Genomic DNA, 18,725 nt, shown 5'->3' on the forward strand with positions numbered 1-18,725 from the left:
ATCACTGACAGAAGTTGTCAGGAATAGCGGTGCACAATGACCGTCATGGTCACTTGGAAGCAGTTCTCCGAAGAAGTACCCGCTCTTGCCGTCGCGGTCCAAGCACGATTCAAAGCCCACAAGCATCACGTCCTCGCAACGCTGCGCAAGGACGGTTCACCGCGGGTCAGCGGCACCGAAGTCGAAATCCTCGACGGGCGTCTGGTGCTCGGTTCGATGTTCGGCGCACTCAAGGCGAAGGATCTCATCCGTGACGGGCGCTACGCCCTCCACAGCAATCCCGGTGAGCACACCATGGAGGGCGGCGATGCGAAGATCGCCGGACTCGCACGCGAGGTGACCGGCGACGAGTTCGAAGCCGTGCTCGCAAGCTACACCTACGAGGTTCCGAAACCACTGCACCTCTTTGTCCTCGACATCGACGAGGTGGTGCACACGACGGTCGACGACGAGCACATGTACGTCGATCTCTGGAAGCCAGGCAAGGAGATCACCCGCTTCACCAAGTGACGTTCTTCTCGCAATGCTCGCCGTTGGCACACGATTCCACCTGAACGGTGGCGTGGGAAAGACCGTGACTCTCGAGGACGGTGCGCGCGGATTCCAGAACGTTCAACGAATTCGCGTCACTGGTCAGGTGGACCGTCGCGACATCCATGCCGGTGGTGAGCGTCCAGACGTGTAGGTCGTGAACACCCATCACGCTCGGCAGCGCCGCCAGGTCGGCCTCGACTGCTTCGACGTCGACGTCGGCCGGCGACGCCTGCGTCAGAATGCGCAGCGATGCTGCGGCCAGTTTGATCGCGCGCGGCACCACCCAGAGCGAGATGAGAACACCGACGACGACGTCTGCCCACGTCCAGTTGAACAGCAGGACAAGGCCACCGGCGATCAGAACGCCGACGCTACCGACGGCGTCGGCAAGCACTTCGAGGTAGGCGCCACGCACGGCCAGGCTGTCCTTGGAATCGCCGCGCAGCATCAGCATCACGACGATGTTCGCGGCCAGGCCGGCGGCCGCCGTGATGATCAGGGCGCCGCCCGGGATCTCGGGTTCGTTACCGATGCGGCCGATTGCCTCGTAGAAGACCCAAACGGCGACGGCCAGCAGCATCACCGCATTGGCCATGGCGGTCAGCACTTCGGCGCGGTGCCAACCGAAGGTCCTGGCCGCGGTGGTGCTGCCCCTCTTCGCGAGCAGCAGCGCCGTCAGTCCCATGGCCATACCCACCACGTCTGTGAGCATGTGACCGGCGTCGGCAAGCAGAGCCAACGAGTTGATCAGGATGCCGACCGTGGCCTCGAGTACGAGGAACGCAACGAGGATCGCAAGCGCGATCGCCATTTTTCTGATGCGTTGCGGTGACGGTCCTACGCCGACCGAATCTGCTGCCGAGTGGCCATGTGAATGACCGTGCCCTGCTCCCATTTGTCCTGTTCCCTCCCAAGTCCTTCTCAGAGCATATGCATACATTCGCATACATACAATGAGTTGCTCAGTGAGCGGGAAACGGCAGAGGTCAGTGATCCGGCTCGTAGGCGGGATGAGGCACGGTGGGCGGCAGAGTGGCGATCGACGAGATTCGCTTCATGCCCGCGACCTGCAACAGGTCGACGACCAGCGATCGAATCTGGGCGAACACCACCGTCGAGGACAGGCCTGCGTTCTCCACTATCGCCGGTTTCAGTTCCTTCGCGACCGAGCGCAGGACGCGCGCTGCTTCGGCCTGATCAGGCTGCTCCCCCGGCTCCGCCAGGATCATGTCCTCGAGAACTTCGACGGCTTTCGACAAGCGCTCGACCTGAGCCACCAGGCGCGGATCGAGGATCTCGTCGTCCCTGACCAACGTCAACGAACGACGCGCGAGCACTCGAATGTTGCGCATCGCGTTGTCGATGGGATCGGCTGTCGCCATGAGCCTTTCGAGGCGAGGCCGACTGTTCCAGTACAGCGGGGAGATTCGGCTGATCTCGCGCCCGCCGAGAAGGTTACTGCGCAACCCGTCGATGGCACCCTGAGTTGCGCGCGCCTTCTGCAGTGCCTTCACGATCGGGTCCGGGTCATTCGCGACGAGGCCGTCTGCCACCAATTGCAGTACCTCGGAAGCGGTTCCGAGGATCGATGCAGCATCCTTGCGCGCGCGTCGTACCGGGTGGGTGGGGATGATCGCGACCACCGCGATACCCACCAGGCCACCGACAAGGGCATCGATCATGCGATCGGGACCGCCGCTGCCGCCCGGCGGGATCAGCGTCGCCACCAGCACAGCCGAGTTTCCCGCCTGCATGGAGAAGATCGGCCCGCTGTTGAGAAGCACCGCGACGGACATCGCCAGCACGACAACCAAACTGATCTGCCACGGTCCGCTCCCGATACCGGAGATGATCAGATCACCGATTCCGATACCGACCGTGACTCCCGCAACCAACTCGAACGAGCGTCGTAGTCGTGCACCCAACGACAGACCGAGCGAGACCACAGCGGCAATCGGCGCGAAGAACGGCGCGTGGTGCCCGATCACCGTGGTGGCAACCCACCACGCCAATCCGGCCGCCAAGGCACATTGAATGATCGGTAGCGCCGACGTCTGAAGTCGACGCACCGATTTGCGAGCCCGGTCCTTGATGCCGGCCCGGCTCGGACGGAAACTGCTAACCGAGGCCAAGCGCTTCGGCGGCGTTGGGATCGCAGTCTTCGAGCAGATCGAGGCAACGCGCGTACTCGTCGGCTTCACCAATCGTCTTCGCGGCCTTGGCCAGGACTGCGACGCAACGCAGGAAACCACGGTTCGGTTCATGGCTGTAGGGCACGGGACCGAAACCCTTCCAACCGTTGCGACGCAGTTGGTCGAGTCCGCGGTGGTATCCGGTACGCGCGTAGGCGTAGGCCGTGATGGTTTCGCCCTTGTCCAGGGCAGCCTCGGCCAGGTAGGCCCACGCAATGGAGGCAGTGGGGTGGTCGGCCGCTACCTGGGCCGGTTCAGCGTGGTTGAGCAGTGCCGATTCCGCGTCGTCGTCGCCGGGAAGCAGAGTGGGCTTGGGTCCGAGCAGGTCACCGAATTGGGTCATGCGCTCATTGTGCCCGCTACGCCTTTCTGCCACAGGACCGCCTCGCCGACGGTCGGAGTTATGCAGGCTACATACCGGTCGTTACCCTGACATGGTCATTGCTGCATAAGACCGAAGGGTTACCCGTGCCGGACTCGAAAGACGACAACTCGAAAAAGAGCGCAGCACCGAAGGGTGCGCCCGAGAAGTCGGCCCCGACCGAACCTGCGACTGTGGCGATCCAGAAGACAGACAAGGCCTCGAAAGCGGACGGCGACGCCAAAGCTGCCAGCGCACCAACCGTCGCGATCCCCAAGGCAACTCAGGCAACCACAGCAGCACCGACACCCCAGCCCAAGCCGGAGCCTGCCACCGTCGCGATTCCGAAAGCCGCGCAGCCGACACCACCACCACCGCAGCGCGCTGCGCCTCAACCGCAGCAGCGCGCCGCGCCTCAACGTGTGGGTGTCGCAGCGACCCCACCGCCGGCTCAGCCGATGCCGACTCGCATCGAGCCCGCCGCGCCGGAGAAGACCAAGCGCAGCGGCAAGGGCTGGTACATCGCGGCAGCAGCGGCCGGCGTCGCCGTCCTCGCGGCGATCGGCGTCGCCGTATTCGTCTCGTCCAACAGCGGTAGCGGTGAAAGCTCACCCGAAGCTCAGGTCCAGACCGCCATCTCGACGTATGTCGACGCTCTGCAGACCGGCGATCTGGCAACGCTGCGAACGTCGACCTGTGGGGCGTTGGGCGAGTACTACCGCACCATTCCCGACGCAGCGTTCGCTCAGGTCCACGACAATGCCGTCGCTCAGAAGACGATCCCGCAGGTCGGAGCCGTCGACGCGGTGCGCATCACCGACGACACCGCGATCGCTCAGGTCCAGGCGAGTTTGCCGAGCACGGGCGAGCAGTCGTGGCGCACGTTCGACCTCGAGCGCCAGGACGGCACGTGGAAGGTCTGCGATCCCAGCAAGTAGGTACCTGAACAGAAAATGCGCGCCGGCGAGAATTTCGCCGGCGCGCATTTTGTTCTGTGAAGCGCAGTTGTGAAACCGATCAGCCTGCCGACACCGAGCGTCCGGCCGACTTCAGGTCGTTGCACGCCTCGACGACGCGAGCCGTCATGCCGGCTTCGGCCTTCTTGAGGTAGCTGCGCGGGTCGTATGCCTTCTTGTTTCCGACCTCGCCGTCGACCTTGAGGACGCCGTCGTAGTTGGTGAAGAAGTGTCCGGCGATCGGACGGGAGAACGCGTACTGGGTGTCGGTGTCGACGTTCATCTTGACGACGCCGAAGTTCAGCGAGTCCTCGATCTCCGACTTCAACGATCCCGATCCACCGTGGAAGACGAAGTCGAAGGGCTGCGAACCGGAAGCCAGGCCGAGCTTGGCAGCGGCGACCTTCTGGCCCTCTTCGAGAACCTCGGGCTTGAGCTTGACGTTGCCCGGCTTGTAGACGCCGTGGACGTTGCCGAAGGTGGCGGCAAGGAGGTACTTGCCCTGTTCGCCGATGCCCAGAGCATCGACCGTCTTCTCGAAGTCTTCGCTCGAGGTGTAGAGCTTGTCGTTGATCTCGGCTTCGACGCCGTCTTCTTCGCCGCCGACGACACCGATCTCGACCTCGAGGATGATGCGTGCAGCCTTCGAGAGGGCGAGCAGTTCCTTGGCGATGGCCAGGTTCTCGTCGATCGGGATAGCCGAGCCGTCCCACATGTGCGACTGGAACAGCGGGTTACGACCGGCGTCGACGCGCTCCTGCGAGATCGCGAGCAGCGGACGCACGTAGGTGTCCAGCTTGTCCTTCGGGCAGTGATCGGTGTGCAGCGCGATGGTGACGTCGTACTTTGCCGCGATCACGTGTGCGAACTCGGCGAGCGCAACAGCGCCGGTGACCATGTCCTTGACGCCCAAACCGGAACCGAACTCGGCGCCGCCCGTCGAGAACTGGATGATGCCGTCACTGCCGGCGTCCGCGAAGCCCTTGATGGCTGCGTTGATGGATTCGGAGCCGACACAGTTGATGGCGGGGAAGGCAAAGGAATGCTCCTTGGCCCGACCAAGCATCTCGGCATAGACCTCGGGAGTTGCGATAGGCACGGCGGGAGTCCTCCATATACGTGTCGTTCGGAGCGCTCGGCGATGTGAAAGCGCTTCGTGTGGTCCTAGCAGTATGGCAAGTCCGACTCGTCACGTCTCTTTGCGGTCTCGGCCTGCCGCCACCGACGCGATGACCTGCGGTGGTGGGAAACACTCAGATTCGGCCGGTACTCTGGCCACCGTGAATGTGCAGGCAGCAACTGAATCCGTGACGAACCTGGCCTTGCTGCCCGGCTTCCTCGATCCCGTGAACCTCTTGAATTCCTTCGGAACGTGGGTTCTGGTGGGATTGCTTCTGGTGGTCTTCATCGAATCAGGCCTGCTGTTTCCGCTCTTGCCCGGCGATTCGCTCCTCTTCACCGCAGGGCTGATCGCGGCGTCCAAGTCCACCGAGATCGAACCGTTCGCGCCACTGTGGGTGCTCCTGGTGACGATTCCGATCGCCGCGATTCTGGGTGACCAAGTCGGGTTCTACATCGGCACCAAGGGCGGAACTGCCCTGTTCAAGACGGACGACGCGCGGTTCTTCAAGAAGAAGTACATCGACGAGTCACACGCCTTCTTCGAAAAGCACGGCCCGATCACCATTATCCTGGCTCGGTTCGTGCCGATCGTGCGTACTTTTGCTCCGGTTGTCGCCGGCGCTTCGAAGATGAAGTACTCACTGTTCCTGACGTACAACATCGTCGGCGGCATCCTGTGGGGTGCCGGCGTGACTTTGCTCGGCTACCTCCTGGGGCAGATCGAATTCATCCGCGACAATGTCGACTACATCTTCATCTTGATCGTCCTGGTGTCGGTTCTGCCGATCGTCTTCGAAATCGGGAAGCGAATTCTGGCGTCGAGACGTGGTGAAACGGCGAATACTTCCACTACGGACAATTCGACGGTGACAGTCCCCGAAGACCCCACCCCCTGATTGCAGAACGAGGCGAAGAACTGACGACGATGACGCTCGCATCCGGCAGTTTCTCCCCGCTCGAGACTGCCGGGCCTCTGTTGGTCTGGATCATCGTCGTCACGTTCGTCTTCATCGAGTGCGCGATCATCCTCGGGTTGTTTCTCCCCGGTGATTCGCTTCTGATCACAGCCGGAATCGTTCTTGCCGGCCACGAATCCGGCGCGGGCCACGTGTGGGCGTTGTCTGTCGGTGCGATGATCGCGGCCATTGCCGGCAACCAGGTCGGGTACGTCATCGGCCACCGGACCGGCAATCACATCAAAGCCCGTAAGGGCGGCAAGTACTTCACCGAGAAGAACCTGCACCGCGTGAACATCCTGTTGGAAAAACACGGGTTCTGGGCGGTCCTGATTGCTCGCTGGGTTCCGTGGGTGCGCACCCTGTGCCCGATGGTCGCGGGCGCAGCCAAGATGAACCACACGCGCTACACCATCGCGAGCACCATCGGCGCGATCATCTGGGCGCCCGTGCTCCTGCTACTCGGTTTCTACGGTGGCTCGTTCCTCGATCGCGTGCCATGGTTGCTGCCCGCCGTGCTGATCGTGATGATGGTCAGCTTGGTCATCGGTACTGCGCTGGGAATCTGGCAGTACCGCAAGGAGATGGCCCGACCGGCCGAAGACGTCGAGGTCGAAGAAGTCCTCGACTAGAAGCTGTCTGCTCAGTGCAGGTGGCTCTGGTCCCACGCCGGAAGCGGGTCCTCGTAGCGAGTCCAGGCCCGCGGACCTTCGCGTAGTTCGTCATCGGTCAGCAGAGCCGGATCGAGTATTCGTGACGGCGCCGCCGGGTCCAGTTTCACTCCGATGAACACGATCTCCTGCCCTGGCACCTCCGCCGCCGACGCCCACAGCTGAGCCGGTTCGATGACGAGGTTGGGGCCTGCCTGCGACCAGATCGCGGCGAACTCGGGCCGACTGGCGATCCAGCAGAATCCCTTGCTCCGCAGGAGTCCGGCGAACTGACCGAGCGCGGCCTCGAGTCGCGCCGGATGAAAGGGTCGCGAGGCGCGGTATGTGACGCTGCGTATTCCGTATTCCTCGGTTTCCGGGGTGTGCCCACCGGCCAGTTCCTCGTCCCAACCGGGTACCTGCGCAGCAAGTTCCGGGTTGTAGAGACCGGTTTCGAGGACACGGTCGAGGGTGACGTTGCCGTGATCTGTTCGAATCAGTTGAGCGGTGGGGTTGAGCCTACGAAGCGTTGCCTCGACGGTTCCTGCCGCCCGCGGGCTCACCAGGTCGGTTTTGTTCAGCAAGATGACGTCGGCGAACTCCACCTGATCGACCAGGAGATCGGAGATGCTGCGTCCGTCCCCCTCCCCGGCTTCGAGGTTGCGCTCGTCCAGTCGTTCGCCTTTTGCCAGTTCGCCGAGGAAGGTCGACGCGTCCACCACGGTCACCATGGTGTCGAGCTTCGCGAGCGAGCCGAGGCTGAAACCGTCCTCGAATTCCCAGTCGAAGGTGGCCGCCACCGGCATCGGTTCGGAGATGCCGGTGGACTCGATCACCAACTGATCGAATCGCCCCTCTCGGGCCAGGGCGCCGACGGCGTCGATCAGATCCTCACGCAGCGTGCAGCAGATGCATCCGTTGGTCAGCTCGACCAACTTCTCTTCCGTGCGGTCGAGATGACCCTGGCCCGCGACGAGGGCCGCGTCGATGTTGATCTCGCTCATGTCGTTGACGATGACGGCGACCCTACGGCCATCGCGATTGGCGAGAATGTGGTTGAGGAGTGTGGTCTTGCCTGCGCCCAGAAATCCGGACAGCACGGTTACCGGTAGCTGCTTCATTCCTTAATGGTAACCATTGTCATTATCGACAACAGCGGGCGGGCCTACTGCACTGCAGAGGCACTACCCGAGAACTGGCTCTCGGGCCTCGGCAAACCGAAATGATCACGAAGGGTCGTACCCGTGTATTCAGTCCGGAAAAGACCGCGATCCTGCAGGATCGGGACCACACGCTCGGTGAAGATCTCGAGCCCACCCGGGTAGTACGGCGGCATGACGTTGAAGCCATCAGCAGCACCGCTGGTGAACCATTCCTCGATCGTGTCAGCCACCTGCTCGGCGGTTCCGGCAAACACCCGGTGTCCGCGCGCACCCGCCAAACGATGAAGCAGTCCCCGAACCGTCGGACGCTCACGCTCGACGATGCCGGCGATCACCTGCAATCTACTTTGCTTGTTGTCGGTGACATCACCTGCCGCCGCGAACAATTCGACGGGAACCGGTGCATCCAGTTCCAGATTCCGAACATCGGTCCCGGTGAGTGCACCGAGTTGCGCGAGCCCGTACTCCGGCGAAGTCAACTCGTTGAATTCTCGCTCGAGCGCCTTGGCTTGTTCCTCGGTGTCACCGATGAACGGGCTGATTCCCGGCAGAATCTTGACATGATCGGGGTTGCGCCCGAACTGCGCAGCCCTCGACTTGATGTCGGTGTAGAACGCCTGCGCATCGGAAAGTCTCTGGTGCGCTGTGAAAATCGCCTCCGCATACTGACCGGCAAACGCGCGACCGTCGTTGGACGCACCGGCCTGCACCAGCACCGGGTATCCCTGCGGAGTTCGCGGTGCGTTGAACGGTCCCCGCACCCGCAGATGCCGGCCGACGTAGTTGATCTCGTGAATCTTGTTTCTGTCCGCGTAGATTCCGTTCTCCCGGTCCAGACTGATCGCGTCGTCCTCCCAGCTGTCCCACAACCGCACCACCGCGTCGACGAATTCCCTTGCACGCGAATACCGGTCCCCGTGATCCGGGTGCTTGGCCAGCCCGAAGTTGGCTGCCGCCAGATCCGTACCCGTGGTGACGATGTTCCACCCCGCGCGTCCGTTCGAGATGTGGTCGAGCGAGGCGAACAGCCGAGCCAGGTTGTACGGCTCGTAGTACGTGGTCGACGCCGTCGCGATCAATCCGATTCGCTCGGTCGCCACTGCAATGGCCGTCAACAAGGTGATCGGCTCCAATGTCCCTGCGGGACCGTGCTCGACGTCGCTGCGCAACGCGGGACCGTCGGCGAAGAAGATTCCGTCGAACTTCGCCGCCTCAGCAGTGCGAGCGATCTCCTGGAAATACGTGACGTCGAACAGACGTTCCGGGGTTGTCCACGGATGACGCCACGCCGCTTCGTGATGACCGGCGGGGTGGATGAACGCGTTGAGGCTCAGTTGGCGCGGAGAATCAGACATGCCTGAATGCTGGCAACTGCCGCCGCAGTCCGACAGGGTTAGGGTTCGCGTGATTCCAACTCAGGGTGGGCAGGTCGGTATCGTCACATGGGTGAGCCCCGTAGTTGTAGCCGAGTTCGTACCGTCCGGAGCGACAGCAACTGTTCTTCATCAGTGGTGTGAGGTGTTCGCCGAAGGCCAACGTCACCTGTCCGGGACTGCGCCGACAGCGACTGCGCTGATGGAAATGATCGAGGCCGAAGACAATTCGGCCGATGTACGGCGTTGGATTGCACGCGACGCCGGCACCGACGAGGTCCTCGGCATCGCCCAGGCACGACGCAACTCGGCCGAAGCCGATCTCGCAGAGTTTCGGATGTACGTGACACCCCACGCGCAGCGACGAGGGGTAGGACGAGCGCTTGCCGAACTCGTCGAAGTCGACATCGCCGGGTTCGGCGTGCGAAGAATCAGAGTGACGGCGCTCGTCGGAAGCGCAGCCGAGCATTTCCTGCGATCGTTCGACGGTCACCGCGTGTTGCTTCGGTTGGCCAACCAGGTTCAGCACCTCAGTGCTCCCACCGCACACAGCACCCGCCCCGGCTATCGAATCGTCAGTTGGCGCAACCGAACCCCGGACGAGCTGGTCCACTCCTTCTCGGAGGCATTGAACCGACTCCTCGACGCGCCGGGCGCCGAACTGCAGATACCCGAACGTAATTGGGGAGCCGACGAGGTCAGATCGTGGGAACAGAAGATGACGGGTGGCTCTCAAGTACTCCTGGTGTGCTGCGCGGTCGACGACAGCGTCGGCGAAGTAGCCGCAGCAACAGTGGTGACGGTGGACGAACATGACAGCACCCACGCATCGCAGCACGACACCGTGGTACTTCCCCAGCACCGCGGACACGGTCTCGCTCGGTGGGTCAAGGAGCAACAAGCGTCTGTGTTGGCAGCTGAATTTCCCTCGCTGCAAAAGATTTACACAACGGTGAACGCGGAAAACCACCCGATGCTGACCGTCAATCGGAGCCTGGGATACCAGACCGTTGCGGAGCGGATCCTGGTGGAGATCAGGAGAGTCGAGAATGCGTCGCACAAGCCTCGGTGACGATCTTCCTCCACAGGAGCGGGTGAGACTGCCAGAAGTTGTGCGCGACACCGTCGACGACCTCGAAACTACCGTTAGGCACGAGCTCGGCCAGTTGCTGCAACGGCCACGACGGGCGAATATCGTCGGCCGCCGCGAGAAATGTCATGGGCACGGGTGAGTCGGCCAACTGCCGAAACAGCTGTGGTTCATGGATCCATTCGATGAACGATTCTTGAAGCGATTGCCAGACAACAGGTTCCCAAGGTATCTGCGGGTCCGGCTCGATTCCCGCTTCGTACTGCTTCGACCAGGTCCGGTCCTTGTGGAGGCCGTGCCCCGCGATGCCGACGACGCCGGACACCGATTCCGGACAGTCGAGTGCGTACCGCACCGCCAAGTCGGATCCCCACGAGTGCCCCAACACGACCCAGCTGTCGATCTCGAACGTGCGTCGGACGAGTTCGAGGTCCGCAACCGCCTGCGCCATCGTATGAGCGCCGCCACCGGACCGGCCGACTCCGCGTGGCTCAGGGCACCACGCGCGCATTCCTTCCGGAACCAGCTCGTCGTGAGCAAGATAGTGAACGCATCCCGGGCCGCCGGAGAGAACCAGAACGTCCGCCCCTGCCCCACCGACATCGATGTGAAGACGTACGCCGTCCGTGTCGACCACGTGCCGGGATTCCATGAGGGAAAAGCCTAACGCTTACGCGGGTATCCAGCCGCCGAGACGACAAATGCCGCCTCCATGAGCATCCACCCACCTACCTGCACCGAGAGGTCTCGCTCGGGCACGCTCGACGAGCGCACCGTTCCGGCGGCGAAGGTGGCGATGTCGCCGGACAGACTCGGCAACTGAGCATCCTTGGTCCAGTCGTGCCCGAACAGCGGCAGGCCTTCGATCTGCAGTCTGTTGTTCCAGGCAGCTTCCGCGGAGGAGAGAACGATCTGCGCTGCGAGTTCGCGCGCTCGCAGGTCCTCGTGAGTCTCCCAGGACAGGTTCACCACCACGAACGCGAGGTAGCGAGCCAGGATTGCGTTGAACAGTCCGCCGTCGCCTCCGCCACCGCCCGTGATGACTCCGTACTCGGTCATGCCGTCGTACACCGCGTCGACGAGTTTGTGGACTCGCTCGCGGTGGCGCGGTTCGCCCAATCGCGTCGACAACTCGGTTTCCAACCCCAGCGTGACGCCTTGACAGTACGAATAGATCGCGCGCTCGAGGGTGCCGTCGCGGCGGATACCGTCGAAGATCAGTCCGGAGTCCGGATCCCGCAGCGTCTCGTCGATCCAGTCGGCCGTTGCCTGCGCACGCCAGAGTTTTCCGGTGCGCGCCAGCATGATTCCGGCGGGTCCGTTTGCCGGTGTGTTGTAGAAATCGGAGCCTTTGCACCACGGAATACCGCCGCCGTCGGCCGGGGACCACGAATCGAAGAGTTGCGATTCGAGCGCCTGAACCGCGGTTCGGTGATCGACCGAGAACATGCGTTGCGCACGTTCGAGCGAGAGGCCCAGCCACGCCATGTCGTCGTAGTAGTTGTTGGTCCACGCCGAGACGTTGCGGACCCGCACACTGCGGGCAACCTTCGCGACCCGGCGACGACGCTTGGGGGTCGGGTCACGTTCGAGTGCGTCGATCGCAGTATCGAGCAGGTGTGCTTGCCACCAGTAGTGCCACGGCTTGAACATCCGCTCGCGTCGAACAGCAGGCCAGGCAACCACGCCGAGTGCTGTCCGGGGCATTCCCCACAGGCGCCGAAGGTGACGACTGACTATCGCGCCCTCAGCCGCATCGGCCCGCTCTGCCCACACTTCCTGCATAACTACCTATCCTGTCTGGTCGAGGCGCTACACGCTAGCCGGAATTCGCGAGCGAGATCAGCGGGAATCGGCGAGATCGGCATGCTCACGTACCCACGCGTGCATCGCGATGCCGGCCGCGACACCGGCGTTGATGCTGCGAGTCGAACCGAATTGTGCGATCGAGACCGTCATGGACGCAACCTCTTTCGCATGATCGGTCACTCCGGGGCCTTCTTGACCGAACAGCAGGATGCACTCCCGCGGCAGGCTTGCCGTTTCCAGCGGCACCGACCCCGGGGTGTTGTCGACGGCCACGATCGTGAGTGAATTCTCACGGGCGTACTCGACGAGTTCGCCGATGTCTGCATGGTGAACGATGTGTTGGTATCGATCGGTCACCATGGCGCCCCGCCGATTCCAGCGCCGACGCCCCACGATGTGGACCGCGGCCGCGGCAAACGCGTTGGCCGTGCGGACCACCGTGCCGATGTTGGCGTCGTGCGCGAAGTTCTCGATGGCGACATGCATCGTGTGACGGCGCGAGTCGATGTCCTCGACGATCGCTTCCCGCGTCCAGTACCGATACTCGTCCAAGACGTTTCGACGATCACCCTCGGCCAGAAGTACCGGGTCGTAGCGCGCGTCGGTCGGCGGTTCCGTGTCGTGCTCCTCGGCCCAGGGTCCGACGCCGTTGGGATTCTCGCCCCACTCGGTGGGCCCCGGTTCACCGGCCCCGCCGGACACGTCGTCAGCTGCGACTTCGGTCATCAGAACACCTCGTTGGAATCTGCAGCCACGGTGAAGCCGTGCGTGGTCTGATCGTTGACACACGAGACGTCTGTCGCGGTGGTCGTACAGGTGAAACCCAGTTTGCTCAGCGGTTGACCGGCCGCCAGCACCGGATCGGCGTCGGGGCCGCCAGAGGTGTACACCTCTCCGCCCGAACACATGAAAGCACCCTCACCCTCGTCGGTGACGCGAATACCGTTGCCCCAGTTGACCATGCAGCTCTCCGGCCGCGGCGGAACGGGAGTGGTCGTTCCCTCGCACCCGGCTTCGATTCTGGTGGGCAACTTGATGATGCCGCACTGGAAGTTTCCGTTGGGAGTGGTGAAGTAGTACGACTCGTTGCGCTCGAACTGCACGTCCGTGAGTGTCGTCGTCGGTGGCAGCGTCGTGGTCGGTGGTTCGGTGGTCGTGGGGACGACGGGCGCGACGGTGGTGGTTGTCGTCGGCACTGCGGTAGTGGTGGACGAACTGGGCTGCGCCGCTACGGTCGGCGCTGAATCCGCCTCCCCGCTGCACCCTGCGAGCACGAGCGCCGACCCGACGCCCAACAAGACGAACCCCACCCGAACACGAACCACCCGACTACCTCCACACACGTCATCTTGGCCCAGCAACAGCCGACAGTGCACTCTATCGTGTGGTCGACTAAGTGCTGGTGACGCGCTTGTTCATCAGCCGTGAGAGCCACGCGGGCGAGAACCGCGACGCGCTGAGGAAGAGCTTCGCCTGAGTTCCGACCGGGTAGTGAACCTTGTGCATCCGTCCGGCGCCGCGTGTGGCCGCCCACAGTTCCTGCGCGACGTCGGTTGCAGTCAGCTTGATACCCAACGATCTGGTGGCTCCGGTGTCCATTCCAGTGACCATCGCGGTCTGGACGAACAACGGCCAGAGCGCGAGAACACGGATGTCGTGCTGTGCCCATTCCAGATCGAGCGCCTCGGTCAGGCCGCGGATCGCGAACTTGGTTGCACCGTACGTCGCCAGTTCGGGCTGGCCGTAGATCGCCGAAGCGGAGCACAGATTGACCACCTGGGCGCCGACGGTATCGCGGAGGTACGGGAAAGCCGTGTACGTGCCGTTGAGGGTGCCGGTGATGTTGATGTCGACCATTCGGCGATGCGCCGCAAGAGAAATATCCTCGAACCGTCCCGACGAGAGCACGCCCGCATTGTTGATCAGGATGTCCAGACGCCCGGACTCCCCGGCAAAATCGGCCAGACACTGCGCCCATCCCGCCGGATCGGTGACATCCAGGACACCCGTCACGACACTGCCGCCGAAACCGTCGATCTCGGCCTTCAAGGAGGCAAGGCCGGCGTCGTCGATGTCGAACGCGCCGACGCGGTATCCGTTGCGCGCGAACAACAGCGACGTCTCCCGCCCGATTCCAGCCGCAGCACCGGTGATGAAGACGTTCGGTTCGCTCATCCGGTCAGGCTATCCTGGATGTGGAGGAAATCTGATGAATCACCGTCGCGTCGTACACACCGTGTGTTTCATCGCGGTGGGGTATCTGATCGTGCTCGCCGTGTGGCTCGGATGGCTGGTCGAGCACACCCCACCTGGCACGCTGCCCTATCAGATCGGCGGGCTGCTCGCCGCTTTCGGCTCGGTTCTCGGATTCGGAATGGCATGGGCCAACCGCCCGACCCGCGCCGAGCGCAAACTCGAAAAGCACGGCCTCGAAGGGTGGGCACGAATCGACACCGTCACACCCCTGCGCCGAACCGTCGACGGCGAATTGGCCAAGCTCGCACTCCACCTCACGGTTCCAGGTTCCGATTCGTACTCGGGCCGGATCGAGTACGAGATCCGACCCGAGTACAAAGACAAGATCACTCCCGGATCCACGGTCACCGTCATGGTGGATCCGAAGAACCGAGACCGAATCATGCTGTGCCCGTGAAAGACTAGACGCTCTTCTTGCGCCCCAGCGCCAACATGCCCTCCACCAGCATCAGCTGCGCTCCCGCGTACGACGCCAGGATCACACCCTCGGCAGCAGCGCGGCCGGCGGTCCCGCGGATGAACAGACGACGCACCACGATCAGTCCGTCGGATGCGGTGAAGAGCACTCCGCCCAATCCGAGCCAGGAGCGTCGATCCTTGTTCGGGACGACCACGTCGAGCACGGCCTTGGACTGCGGTGCCAGAGCGGGGTCCGCCGACAACGTCGAGGTGGTTCCCAACATCAATCCGTATCCGGTGAGCGGCGTCGACACGCTCGGGGCCTTGGCACGGAGCAGTCCGGACGCCGTCGACCAACCGCTGATGCGGGGCCGCAGGGCAGCGCGGGTCGGCCGAGCGCCGCGCCGCAGCAGGAGCGCCGAGTAACTGGCCTGCATCACCGCGAACGAGGACGCGCCCTTGATCAGACGAGCATCGTTGTCCGGGTCGATCATGAACACGTCGCCGACAGTTGCAGCGGCGAGACCGGCCAGAAGCAGTGCGGTATCGGCAGTTTCCGTCTCCGAGCGCTTGCGCAGCACTCGGGCGGCCAGAGCGGGTGCGATCAACGGCTTCGCGATCTGCTGAACCCGCTCGTTACCGACTACTGCCCCGAACACTGTCGCTGCCGTCGCCGCCGCAAAAACTGCGTGCTCGATGCCCCACTTGCCCGCCATCACAATCCTCCTGTTGGTTACACGTCCAACAGCGACCGTACTGGGTCACTCAGGCGGCATCGCCGGATTTGACGTCCGCGCCGTAGACATCGACGTATTCCTGCCCCGACTGGTCACAGAGCACTGCCATCAATTCGTCCGTCGCCGCACGCACGACGGCCTGGTAGCCACGAAGTTCGCGGTACCGAGAGAAGTCGATCGGCTCCCCTACCGTGATCCGGACCTTGCTGAAGCGCCACATCCGCGTACCCGGCGGGTTGACTGCGTCGCCGCCGTGTACGACGACGGGAATGACCGGCGCCCCGGTTTCCAATGCAACTCGAATCGCTCCGGTCTTTCCCTTGTACAGGCAACCGTCGGGTGATCGTGTTCCCTCGGGGTAGATCCCCCAGACACCACCCTTGTCGAGAATCCCGATGGCCGTATCCAACGCCGCACGGGAGGCGTCGGCGCCGCTACGGTCGATCGGCACCTGACCGGCCCCACCGAAGAACCAGCGCTGCATCGCGCCCTTCACACCGGTCCCGGTGAAATATTCACTCTTCGCGACGAAGGTGATGCGTCGGCGCACCATGAGAACCAGGAAGAACGAGTCGACGACTGCCCGATGGTTGCCGGCGAGAATCACCGGCCCTTTCTTGGGGATGTGGTGCTGCCCCTCGATCGTCGGCCGCCCGAACAGCCAGAGGACCGGGCCGATCAGGACGTATTTGAACAGCCAATAGAGCACAGGGCATCACCTTTTCCGTCTAGTAGACAGTGTCTACGACGAGAATAGTAGACACTGTCTTCCATGACTGTCAGCAGCCTTCGCGAAACACTCGTCGCCACCGGCGTCGAGATTCTCGATGCCGACGGCGCCACAGAACTGACGCTACGGGAGATAGCGCGTCGGGCGGGCGTGTCGCACGGCGCCCCGCGGAGATACTTTCCGACCCACAACAGCCTGCTAGCCGCAATTGCCTCACACGGCCTGCGCGATCTCGCCGACAGACTCGATCCCGTCCTCGCCGGCAAACAACCCGCTCGTAGCCGATTGATCTCGGCAGCAATCGAATACGTGTCATTCGCCCAGGAGCGACCGGCGATGTTCGAGTTGATGTTTCGCCACGACCTCCTCGAGGGCGCAGGCAGCAACCTCCGAGAGTCTTCTCTCCCACTCTTCGCCGCCCTGCAATCCCTGACCGAAGAGGCCGACGCCTCCGATCCCACCACATCTGCGTTGAACATCTGGACCGGAACCCACGGCATCGCAGTGCTGGCGGCAAATCGAAGCCTCACACTCGTCGCACCCGACCTCGATGTGCCGTCGCTGGTAGCCACCGCCGTGACGGACCACCTTCCACGGACTCGTTGATTTACATAGTTAACCTATGCAATAATATTCTTCGTGACAGACGAAGAACAGCAACTGCACGAACTACTCGTCGACCTCGTGAGCAATACGCACCGCTTCGCGAAGCTGGCAGGCTCCTTCGCGTCCGATCAGTACGCACGCGCCTGGCTGCGCGCACTCTCGTTACTCGAGGAATACGGCGAAATGCGGATCAGCGACTTCGCTCGACTCGACAGAAGCTCGCAGCCCTCTGCCACTGCACTACTGCGCAAACTCGGCGAGAACGGTTACGTCGAACGCCGCGCCGACCCCGAGGACGCCCGGGCAGTCCGAGTGGCCATGACGGACAAGGGCCGAAAGATCTTGAACGACGGTCGAAACGAGATCGCCGACGCTCTAGTCCCCCACTTCGTCGAACTCGGGCCTGAGCAGATCAAGAAACTGGCCGACGGATTGGCCGAATTGCGGTCCATCATCAAGACTTCCGATCCCAGCTGAAACACCCACCACTGAAAAAGGAGGTGGCCGTGAGCAACACGACCGCGACATCAACGCACCAGAACGAGGCTCCGCCGAGCCTCCTGAAACAACCGAAAGCGGTGTGGGCGGTAGCCTTTGCCAGCGTCATCGCCTTCATGGGCATCGGATTGGTCGATCCGATCCTCAAGCCGATCGGCGAACAACTCGACGCCACACCGTCGCAGGTTTCGCTGCTGTTCACCAGCTACATGCTCGTCACCGGCGTGGCCATGCTCATCACCGGTGTGGTGTCCAGCCGCATCGGCGCCAAGAAAACACTTCTTGCAGGCCTTGCCATCATCATCGTGTTCGCTTCTCTGGCAGGCGCTTCCAGCACCATCGGCCAGATCGTCGGATTCCGTGCGGGCTGGGGACTCGGCAATGCACTGTTCATCGCAACGGCGCTCGCGGCAATCGTCGGCGCGGCCAGCGGCGGCGTGGCACGGGCGATCATCCTGTACGAGGCTGCATTGGGCATCGGTATCGCAGTCGGACCGCTGGTCGGCGGAGTTCTCGGTGACATCAGCTGGCGCGCACCGTTCTTCGGCGTCGCAGCCCTGATGGCGGTCGCCTTCATTCTCATCGTGGTGATGCTTCCGAGCGCACCCAAGCCCGAACACCACACGTCCATCGCTGCGCCCTTCCAGGCGTTGCGGCACCGCGGGCTACTCACCGTTGCCATCACCGCGCTGCTCTACAACTACGGATTCTTCACGCTGCTCGCGTACACGCCGTTCCCCCTCGACATGGGGGCGTACCCGATCGGATTCATCTTCTTCGGCTGGGGCCTGATGCTGGCGATCTCGTCGGTTTTCCTCGCCCCTCGCCTGCAACGACGCTTCGGCACCCTGCCGATGATGATGCTGGCACTGACCCTGTTCGCACTCGACCTGGGCATGATGGCGCTCTTCACCGAGAACAAGATCGTCTTGATCGTCGGTGTCGTCCTCGCCGGTTTGTTCCTCGGCGTGAACAACACACTCATCACCGAAACCGTCATGATCTCAGCTCCCGTGGAGCGGTCGACCGCCTCGGCTGCTTACAGCTTCGTCCGATTCGTCGGCGGCGCCGCTGCTCCGTGGGTAGCCGGCAAGCTCGGCGAATCCAACGTCCACATGCCGTTCTGGGTCGGCGCGGTGCTCACCCTCGCCGCCGTATTCGTCCTGTCGAGCGGACGTAAGGTTCTCGCTCACGTCGACGACCACGATCCCGCGCCGCACAGCGTCGACGAAGCACTCGCCGTCACCGTAGGCGACTGACCCCTGTGAGTGGTTGAGGAGTGCAGGGACTCCT

At 63.0% G+C, this 18,725-nt stretch carries 22 protein-coding genes; 9 read left to right on the top strand and 13 right to left on the bottom strand.

What is annotated here, in order from left to right; translation table 11 throughout:
- The first annotated feature begins 45 nt into the window (after positions 1-45).
- On the top strand, positions 46-510 hold the full coding sequence (locus PCS43_RS18330; protein WP_054826589.1) for a pyridoxamine 5'-phosphate oxidase family protein: 465 nt from the start codon (positions 46-48) through the stop codon (positions 508-510).
- Here the strand turns inward: PCS43_RS18330 and PCS43_RS18335 are convergent.
- The 3 genes from PCS43_RS18335 to PCS43_RS18345 all read right to left on the bottom strand — a co-directional run bounded on the left by PCS43_RS18335 (position 500) and on the right by PCS43_RS18345 (position 3,069).
- On the bottom strand, positions 500-1,429 hold the full coding sequence (locus tag PCS43_RS18335; RefSeq protein ID WP_270923077.1) for a cation diffusion facilitator family transporter: 930 nt from the start codon (positions 1,427-1,429) through the stop codon (positions 500-502). The two genes, PCS43_RS18330 and PCS43_RS18335, sit on opposite strands and share 11 nt — an antisense overlap.
- Before the next feature lie 91 nt (positions 1,430-1,520).
- Entirely contained in the window at positions 1,521-2,666 is a 1,146-nt protein-coding gene (locus PCS43_RS18340; protein WP_003944297.1) for an FUSC family protein, read from the bottom strand.
- Positions 2,653-3,069 carry a DUF3151 domain-containing protein gene (locus PCS43_RS18345; RefSeq protein WP_007726781.1) on the bottom strand — a complete coding sequence of 139 codons (417 nt, stop codon included), beginning with the start codon at positions 3,067-3,069 and terminating at the stop codon, positions 2,653-2,655. Before PCS43_RS18345 ends, PCS43_RS18340 begins: the two co-directional genes overlap by 14 nt.
- A gap of 125 nt (positions 3,070-3,194) precedes the next feature.
- On the opposite strand from PCS43_RS18345, the gene PCS43_RS18350 reads away from it, so the two are divergent.
- Positions 3,195-4,025, top strand: coding sequence for an Rv0361 family membrane protein (locus PCS43_RS18350; protein ID WP_058038540.1), 831 nt, complete (start codon positions 3,195-3,197; stop codon positions 4,023-4,025).
- Between the two features lie 79 nt (positions 4,026-4,104).
- Here the strand turns inward: PCS43_RS18350 and fbaA are convergent, their stop codons facing one another.
- Positions 4,105-5,142 carry a class II fructose-bisphosphate aldolase gene (gene fbaA / locus PCS43_RS18355; RefSeq protein ID WP_007726777.1) on the bottom strand — a complete coding sequence of 346 codons (1,038 nt, stop codon included), beginning with the start codon at positions 5,140-5,142 and terminating at the stop codon, positions 4,105-4,107.
- A 181-nt stretch (positions 5,143-5,323) separates the two neighbouring features.
- Here fbaA and PCS43_RS18360 point away from each other — a divergent pair, with 181 nt between their 5' ends.
- Positions 5,324-6,061 carry a VTT domain-containing protein gene (locus tag PCS43_RS18360; protein WP_277921643.1) on the top strand — a complete coding sequence of 246 codons (738 nt, stop codon included), beginning with the start codon at positions 5,324-5,326 and terminating at the stop codon, positions 6,059-6,061.
- A 29-nt stretch (positions 6,062-6,090) separates the two neighbouring features.
- A complete protein-coding gene (locus PCS43_RS18365) occupies positions 6,091-6,753 on the top strand; it encodes a DedA family protein (protein WP_003944306.1) in 663 nt (220 codons plus the stop codon).
- A gap of 11 nt (positions 6,754-6,764) precedes the next feature.
- Here PCS43_RS18365 and PCS43_RS18370 read toward each other — a convergent pair whose 3' ends face one another.
- Both PCS43_RS18370 and PCS43_RS18375 read right to left on the bottom strand, forming a co-directional pair.
- Positions 6,765-7,892: a GTP-binding protein gene (locus tag PCS43_RS18370; RefSeq protein WP_209907921.1), complete on the bottom strand. Its 1,128-nt coding sequence runs from the start codon at positions 7,890-7,892 to the stop codon at positions 6,765-6,767.
- 44 nt (positions 7,893-7,936) lie between these two features.
- Entirely contained in the window at positions 7,937-9,289 is a 1,353-nt protein-coding gene (locus tag PCS43_RS18375; RefSeq protein ID WP_007726771.1) for an LLM class flavin-dependent oxidoreductase, read from the bottom strand.
- A gap of 91 nt (positions 9,290-9,380) precedes the next feature.
- On the opposite strand from PCS43_RS18375, the gene PCS43_RS18380 reads away from it, so the two are divergent.
- Positions 9,381-10,379 carry a GNAT family N-acetyltransferase gene (locus tag PCS43_RS18380; protein WP_270923078.1) on the top strand — a complete coding sequence of 333 codons (999 nt, stop codon included), beginning with the start codon at positions 9,381-9,383 and terminating at the stop codon, positions 10,377-10,379.
- Here PCS43_RS18380 and PCS43_RS18385 read toward each other — a convergent pair.
- The 5 genes from PCS43_RS18385 to PCS43_RS18405 form a co-directional block, all read right to left on the bottom strand.
- A complete protein-coding gene (locus PCS43_RS18385; protein WP_020968806.1) occupies positions 10,342-11,049 on the bottom strand; it encodes an alpha/beta fold hydrolase in 708 nt (235 codons plus the stop codon). The genes PCS43_RS18380 and PCS43_RS18385 overlap by 38 nt on opposite strands.
- 11 nt (positions 11,050-11,060) lie before the next feature.
- Positions 11,061-12,182 (bottom strand): glycoside hydrolase family 76 protein, encoded by a 1,122-nt coding sequence (locus PCS43_RS18390; RefSeq protein WP_003944321.1) that lies wholly within the window; start codon positions 12,180-12,182, stop codon positions 11,061-11,063.
- A gap of 57 nt (positions 12,183-12,239) precedes the next feature.
- A complete protein-coding gene (locus PCS43_RS18395) occupies positions 12,240-12,932 on the bottom strand; it encodes a TrmH family RNA methyltransferase (protein ID WP_209907916.1) in 693 nt (230 codons plus the stop codon).
- Complete coding sequence (locus PCS43_RS18400; protein WP_209907914.1) at positions 12,932-13,531, bottom strand: DUF6636 domain-containing protein; 600 nt, start codon at positions 13,529-13,531, stop codon at positions 12,932-12,934. The genes PCS43_RS18395 and PCS43_RS18400 overlap by 1 nt, the downstream gene beginning before the upstream one ends.
- A 67-nt stretch (positions 13,532-13,598) precedes the next feature.
- The gene (locus PCS43_RS18405; RefSeq protein WP_042924184.1) at positions 13,599-14,381 is read right to left on the bottom strand and encodes an SDR family oxidoreductase; all 783 of its coding nucleotides are present in this window, start codon (positions 14,379-14,381) and stop codon (positions 13,599-13,601) included.
- A gap of 34 nt (positions 14,382-14,415) precedes the next feature.
- Between PCS43_RS18405 and PCS43_RS18410 the strand changes: the two genes are divergently transcribed.
- Complete coding sequence (locus PCS43_RS18410; RefSeq protein WP_007726759.1) at positions 14,416-14,859, top strand: hypothetical protein; 444 nt, start codon at positions 14,416-14,418, stop codon at positions 14,857-14,859.
- A gap of 4 nt (positions 14,860-14,863) precedes the next feature.
- On the opposite strand, the gene PCS43_RS18415 is transcribed toward PCS43_RS18410, so the two are convergent.
- Both PCS43_RS18415 and PCS43_RS18420 read right to left on the bottom strand, forming a co-directional pair.
- Positions 14,864-15,577 carry a lysoplasmalogenase gene (locus PCS43_RS18415; protein WP_064443267.1) on the bottom strand — a complete coding sequence of 238 codons (714 nt, stop codon included), beginning with the start codon at positions 15,575-15,577 and terminating at the stop codon, positions 14,864-14,866.
- 49 nt (positions 15,578-15,626) lie between these two features.
- Positions 15,627-16,307: a lysophospholipid acyltransferase family protein gene (locus tag PCS43_RS18420; protein ID WP_003944312.1), complete on the bottom strand. Its 681-nt coding sequence runs from the start codon at positions 16,305-16,307 to the stop codon at positions 15,627-15,629.
- A 63-nt stretch (positions 16,308-16,370) separates the two neighbouring features.
- Here PCS43_RS18420 and PCS43_RS18425 point away from each other — a divergent pair, with 63 nt between their 5' ends.
- Genes PCS43_RS18425 through PCS43_RS18435 form a run of 3 tightly spaced genes read left to right on the top strand, consistent with a single transcriptional unit; the run spans position 16,371 to position 18,691 of the window.
- A complete protein-coding gene (locus PCS43_RS18425; protein WP_047269489.1) occupies positions 16,371-16,934 on the top strand; it encodes a TetR/AcrR family transcriptional regulator in 564 nt (187 codons plus the stop codon).
- Positions 16,935-16,967: 33 nt separating this feature from the next.
- Positions 16,968-17,411, top strand: coding sequence for a MarR family winged helix-turn-helix transcriptional regulator (locus PCS43_RS18430; protein ID WP_209907912.1), 444 nt, complete (start codon positions 16,968-16,970; stop codon positions 17,409-17,411).
- 23 nt (positions 17,412-17,434) lie between these two features.
- On the top strand, positions 17,435-18,691 hold the full coding sequence (locus PCS43_RS18435; RefSeq protein WP_003944384.1) for an MFS transporter: 1,257 nt from the start codon (positions 17,435-17,437) through the stop codon (positions 18,689-18,691).
- The last annotated feature ends 34 nt before the right edge of the window (positions 18,692-18,725 follow it).

Origin of the sequence: Rhodococcus sp. C-2 (assembly GCF_027854095.1) — a bacterium.
GTDB classification, from domain to species: Bacteria; Actinomycetota; Actinomycetes; order Mycobacteriales; family Mycobacteriaceae; genus Rhodococcus_F; species Rhodococcus_F qingshengii.